Genomic DNA, 6,295 nt, shown 5'->3' on the forward strand with positions numbered 1-6,295 from the left:
ACTCCAGGATAGCTGCGGGTCGGAAGAGATGGTGGAGAAATCCAGTGTGGTGTCGTCGCTGATTCCGGCAAAAGGATTACCACTCAGGTCGGTGATGGAGCCGCTATCGATCTTGATACTGTAATGCGTATTGGGGATCAAATCGTTGGCGGGATTGATCAATACGCCACCGTAACCGTCAAATGTCACTTGGCTGCTATCATTGACCGAGATGATGCGCGTATCGGAGCCATTACTGATGATGATATTGCCACTATCGCCAGGTTTAACCGGTTCATTAAAAGACAGCCCGATATCTCGATCCACTTGGAAATCGGTCGAATTGTCGCCAGGATAACTGCTGTATAGAAGCGGTTCGCTCGTAATGGTGGAGAAATCCAGTGTCGTGTCGTCGCTGATTCCAATATAAGGATTACCCGCCAAATCGGTGATAGCGCCGCTATCGATCTTGATACTGTAATGCGAGTGAGGGATCAAATCGGTGGCGGGATTGATCAATACGCCACCGTAACCGTCAAATGTCACTTGGCTGCTGTCGTTGATCGAGATGATGCGCGTGTCAGCGCCATTGCCGATGACGATATTGCCAGTGCTACCCGGTTTAACCATTTCATCGAATGATAATTCGATCGTGCCGTCCATCTGAAAATCGGCGGCATCGTCTCCCGGGTTGCTCCAATCCAAAACCGGACCAGGACCGATTGTACTAAAGCTCAGTGCATCACTGATGCCCGCCCACGCATTGCCTGATGTATCGGTAACGACACCGGCGGCAATTTGAATGCTATAGGTGGAATCAAGAATCAAGTCTTCTTTCGGGTTGATGGTGATGGTGCCAAAATTGGTTGTGCCGAAGCCGTTGGAGTTAGTGATGATTACTTGACTGGCGTCATCAATGGCAATGATTCTGGTATCGGTTCCGTTGCTGATGATGATATTACCGGTGCCTGCCTTGATTTCTTCAGTGAAACCCAGGGTGATATTGTCGTCGATCTTGAATGATTGCCCATCAAATGGCCAACTCCAACTCAATGCTGGCGGAGTGGTATCGGCAATCGTCGTAAAATTGAGTGTCGTTGGATCAGTAATTCCGGCGTAAGGGTTTCCGGAATAATCGGCGATCACACCCTTGGCTATCTCGACATGGTAAGTGGTATTGGGCACCAGATTGGTGCTGGGATTAATGATTACCTTGCTGCCGCTGAATGTGACCTGACTGCTATCATCGACAGCAATGAGGCGAGTGTCGGTGCCGTTAGTGACGACGATGTTGCCGGACCCCGGTACGACACCTTCGTCGAAATGCAAAACAATATTATTGGTAATGGGAACTGCGGTAGCGTCATCGGCAGGCTCGGCGGAAAATAGAGCCGGTGGATCCACGTCCACGAACGCAGGGTCAAGCGTGAATGTAAGCGTCGCGCCCAGACTTCCGCCATGTCCATCCACAATGTCATAGCTTAACTCGACATCGCCGGAAAAATCATTCTCCGGCGTAAAAATCCAGCCGGTCGCGGTTTCTGCCAGCGTACCATGCGTAACCGATAGATTCTTGATCGCTATTTCATCCTTATCCGCATCGGTGAACCCCTTTAACAAGTCGCTAGCCTGGATTTCATAACCGGTATTCTCGGTTCCATTGGGCAGGATGGCGGTCGTTCCGGTGAGTTCCGGCGCATGATTCAAACCGTTGAGTGTTACCGTTGCCTTGGCCCAGCTCAGCGGGCTATTTCCTTGCCCGACCTTCATCGCGTAAATGAACGTATCGGTTAAGCTTTCACCGGTTGATAGATCTTTCAGTTTTGATTGTAAATCGGGTGTAATGACGTAAGAAACCGTGCCATATTTGGTGATCGAAATTTGCGCGCCTAATTCGCTATAGTTGATCGCATCGTAGTTATCACGGCTCAACAAATCGCCAGGCTCGTTCCAGGCGCCGCTGCCTTCGTCCAAGGACCATAACACTTTCGATAAACCGCCTTGATCATTCGCCAGCACATCCAGTACGAAGCTGTCACGACCGCTGCCTAAATTCGTGAAATTATCATTCTGAGCTTTGGAATTTTGCGCAAATGAATCTGCCTTCTGGATTACTGGATTAACCGCCATTCTATTTTCTCCCCGAGATGAATTGCCGCGCGTTTGAAAAAGTTAATTGGTTGATTGTTATGGACAGCGGAGCGAGTATAACTGATGAAAAGTGATATGCGTGTGATAAAAATCACATTTTAGATTAATTAATTTGAGTGATTAGTTAATCTAAATTATAGCAATGGTAATCGTGTGGTAAACGCAAAAATAAGCAACCAAACAGCGATTAATTTCACTTGCCAATATTCGCAAATAATGATTTTCTTGTGCTTTGAATAAAATCCCGAAGGGTTATCCGGGGTGCAGCCATTGCTGAATTTGTTCGCGGTGAAGCGCATACCAGCGCTGTCCGATGTCCAGCGCTTTTTTTTGCACGATGGCGTTATTGGCGGAATCCATCTGATCCGGCATGTCATAATCTTTCAGGTAGTGATTGATATACAACACTTGATTGCCCAAAACTGCCTCAGTCGTCCTTACATTGGCCAGCATTTTTTCCCTGAGAATGATCGAAGCGATACCTTGCGCCGACCATTGCACGCCGCCGTAGCTGCAAGCTGTTGCGCCCTTGATTGCAAAACTGCGCCAGCCCGAGCCGATGGAAAGCATTTTGATTGCACAGTGATTCCAACTGCGCTGCGCATAGAGATAAGCGCTGAATCCAGGATTATTCATGCCGACACCACCATCGATGCGCCAGCCGCCATCCTGCATCTGCACCGGCGGGTAATACGAGGGCGCAGCTGTGCAGGCATCGGCGATTTCGCTGAGCAAAAAATCCGGCTGACTGTCATTGGTGAAGATTTCCAATTGATCTTGATTGAGATTGAAACAGGGGACAAAAATCTGTTTGTCGAGCGAAGACAATTTTAAATCGCCCAACTCGTTTTGCAGCGCCAGTTTTTTCGGAATACCCTGGTATTTGGGGCGAACTTGCAATCGGTTCAGCAACCGGCCAAAACGATGTTCCGTCATTATTTTTTCCAGCAATTTTTCTTGCAAAATTTTCCCGATGATTCGCTGTGCGCTCAATTGCCGCCCCAGGATCAAGCAGGCGATCAACCCGCCGGAGGAGGAACCGGCAATCAGATCGAACAAATCGTACGTGGCAACACCGGTATCCTCTTCCAGGCAAGCCAATACGCTTAACTGAATCAACAGATGGCTGCCGCCGCCGTCCAGGCTTAAGATGGTTTTAGGATGCAAAGCGTCCATCAACAGTGCATTTAGGCCGCACGTTTGTTGGCCAGCAATTCCGCATGCACGAGATTTTTGTGCTGCTCAAACTGCTCGGACCAAAAAACCAGTTCCAGCGAACCGTCGAGATGTTCCAGTAAGGTCGAGCAGCTTTCCACCCAGTCGCCGTCGTTGCAGTAGAGCACGGAATTGATTTCTCGCAATTCGGCATGATGGATGTGACCGCACACCACACCATCAACGCCGCGGTCCTTGGCCAAGTGTGCCAAGGCTTCTTCAAAACTGCTGATGTAACTGACTGCGTTTTTCACTTTCAGCTTCAGATAAGCCGCGAGCGACCAGTACGAATAGCCGAAGAATTTACGTAACCTATTGATATAGTGATTCAGATCCAGCAGGGTGTCGTAGGCGATATTGCCCAGTTTGGCGAGCCAGCGGCTGTTCTTGACGATCATATCGAATTCGTCGCCGTGCATGACCAGCAGTTTTTTGCCATCCGTCGTGGTGTGCACATAATCCTGGTGAATTTCCACATTACCGAACACATGGCCGATACAGTCTCGCAAGGCTTCGTCATGGTTGCCCGGCACGTAAATCACTTTAGTGCCGTGCTTGGCTTTTCCCAGGATGGAGCGGATGACATTGGTATGGTGCTGCGGCCAGTAAGGGCTCTTTTTGATGCTCCAGAAATCGACGATATCGCCGACCAGAAAGAGATAATCGGTTTCAACCGAATGCAGAAAGTGCAGCAGCGCTTCCGCCTGGCAGCCGCGAAACCCGAGATGCACATCCGAAATCCAGACGCTTCTTACTTTGATGGGGGCTTTATTCTTCACCATAAATGCCTTTTTAAGTGGATTAGTCATGGCAGTGCAGCATAGAGTGTGTTTGTTAAGCTTCTTTGAAGCATTTGTTAAATATTGATGAATTCTTTGTGAAAAGCGGAAAACATGGGGCGATTCTTTGCTGCGCAAGAAAAGATTCGAGTAACATCTGCCTTTTACCGCAAACGGCACTCCGGCAACCCTCAATCCTGCAAAAATGCGCGCTCCATCCACGATCAAACAATCCTTTCCCGAGTTGGAACAAATCGAGGCTATTCTGCGAGAGCACGATGCGGCGATCTTGCGGAGCCGAGTGCTTTGTCAGGTGTCGTGCGGCGATGACCTGTTACCGGTGTATGCGCTGACACTCGGCAACCGTGCGCCGGATGCGCCGTGTGTGACGTATGTCGCCGGTATTCACGGTTTGGAACGCATCGGCACGCAAGTGGTCATCGCATTCCTCGAAGGCTTGCTGGAGCGACTCAAGTGGGACCGGGTATTGGCAGAGATACTGCAATACGTGCGTATTCATTTCATACCCATCGTCAATCCCGTTGGCATGTTGAACAAAACCCGCGCGAACGGGCAGGGTGTCGATTTGATGCGCAATGCGCCGGTCGATAGTGTTGAAAAAACCATTTTGCTGGCCGGTGGACACCGCATCTCACCGGCCTTGCCGTGGTACCGGGGGAAAAGCGGCGACACTATGCAGCCGGAAGCGCAGGCATTGTGCGATTTTATCGCGCAAGAAGTCTTGCCTGCGCCGTTCAGTCTGGTGCTCGATTGCCATTCCGGTTTCGGTTTCCGCAACCAGATCTGGTTTCCGTATGCCCGGAGCCGGCGCGAACCGGTCAAGCATTTGAAGGAAATCTGCTATTTACGCAATTTGTTCATGCAAACCTATCCGCACCAGGATTATCTGTTCGAGCCGCAGTCGCAGCATTATCTGGTGCATGGCGATTTGTGGGATTTTTTGTATTTGAAGTCATTGGAACAGAGCAACGTTTTTCTGCCATTCACATTGGAAATGGGGTCATGGCGCTGGATTCGTAAGAATCCGCTGCAACTGCGTCAATTGCTTGGTTTGTATCATCCGATCAAACCGCACCGGCTCAACCGGGTGCTGAGAAGCCATTTGATCCTGATGGAGTTTTTGCTGCATGCGACGTTGTCGTATCAAAACTGGATCAATCAAAGCGATGCGGAGAAGCTGGAACAACAAGCGCTGGCGCTGTGGTACCCATGAGTCAATTCGGGCATTTTGTGCTGATCCGGGGATTGTGGCGTGAAGCGCGGCATTGGGGTGAATTCACCACGCATTTGCAACAACAATTTCCCGGCGCACAGATCAGCACACCGGATATTCCGGGCAACGGCATGCGCTATCAAGAAACCAGTCCAGGCACCATAACCGGCATGACCGATGCGCTGCGCCAGCAAGTCGATCCCAGTCAACCGGTTCGGCTGATTGCCTTGTCGATGGGCGGCATGATCGCCATCGACTGGATGACGCGCCATCCCAAGGAGATCGAAGCTGCGGTGCTGATCAACACCAGCGCCAGACCGCTGTCGCCGTTTTACCACCGCCTGCGCTGGATGGCTTATCCGCATGTTCTTCCCCTGATTTTTCATTCCGCTGCGCACAGAGAAGCGGATATTCTGCGGTTGACTTCCAATCGCTATCCACACGATACAAAACTGCTTGAATCCTGGCAGCAATGGCAGCAGCAAAATCCGGTATCGCCAATCAGCGCCAGAAACCAATTCCTTGCCGCCATGAGATTTTCCGTCACCATTCAGCCGCAACAACCGCTACTGGTCGTGACCAGCCGGGCGGACCGGTTGGTGGATTACCACTGCAGCCAGAAACTCGCGCAAACCTGGAAAACTGCCTATGTTGAGCATGAATCGGCGGGGCATGATTTACCGCTGGATGAGCCGGAGTGGTTAGTTCTGAATGTTATGAACTGGTTTGATACAAACAGTTAATGCTAAGAGATTCAAAGCAAGGATTAATGATAGAGATCAAAATGATCGAATCATTCTGAAAAAATCTTGATCGTCTTCCGGAATTCGGAACATACCTAATTCTTTAAATTCTTTACTCTCAAGGTTATCGGCTATTGCATTAAATTTTGCTCGGAGCCATGAATACTTAATTTGGGGCTGTAGTAGATTAGCTT

At 49.9% G+C, this 6,295-nt stretch carries 5 protein-coding genes; 2 read left to right on the forward strand and 3 right to left on the reverse strand.

Annotated features, from left to right (window positions below; translation table 11 throughout):
- The 3 genes from ABD07_RS13845 to ABD07_RS13855 form a co-directional block, all read right to left on the reverse strand.
- On the reverse strand, positions 1-2,109 hold a 2,109-nt coding region (locus tag ABD07_RS13845; protein WP_164502856.1), incomplete at its 3' end, for an Ig-like domain-containing protein.
- Between the two features lie 273 nt (positions 2,110-2,382).
- On the reverse strand, positions 2,383-3,306 hold the full coding sequence (locus ABD07_RS13850; protein WP_160818777.1) for a patatin-like phospholipase family protein: 924 nt from the start codon (positions 3,304-3,306) through the stop codon (positions 2,383-2,385).
- An 11-nt stretch (positions 3,307-3,317) separates the two neighbouring features.
- The gene (locus tag ABD07_RS13855; protein ID WP_240142572.1) at positions 3,318-4,154 is read right to left on the reverse strand and encodes a UDP-2,3-diacylglucosamine diphosphatase; all 837 of its coding nucleotides are present in this window, start codon (positions 4,152-4,154) and stop codon (positions 3,318-3,320) included.
- Between the two features lie 175 nt (positions 4,155-4,329).
- Here ABD07_RS13855 and ABD07_RS13860 point away from each other — a divergent pair, with 175 nt between their 5' ends.
- Together ABD07_RS13860 and ABD07_RS13865 are read left to right on the forward strand one after the other, a co-directional pair.
- A complete protein-coding gene (locus ABD07_RS13860; RefSeq protein WP_160818778.1) occupies positions 4,330-5,358 on the forward strand; it encodes a M14 family zinc carboxypeptidase in 1,029 nt (342 codons plus the stop codon).
- Entirely contained in the window at positions 5,355-6,101 is a 747-nt protein-coding gene (locus ABD07_RS13865) for an alpha/beta fold hydrolase (protein WP_160818779.1), read from the forward strand. Before ABD07_RS13860 ends, ABD07_RS13865 begins: the two co-directional genes overlap by 4 nt.
- The last annotated feature ends 194 nt before the right edge of the window (positions 6,102-6,295 follow it).

It is taken from the genome of Nitrosomonas oligotropha, from assembly GCF_009833085.1.
Classification (GTDB): domain Bacteria; phylum Pseudomonadota; class Gammaproteobacteria; order Burkholderiales; family Nitrosomonadaceae; genus Nitrosomonas; species Nitrosomonas oligotropha.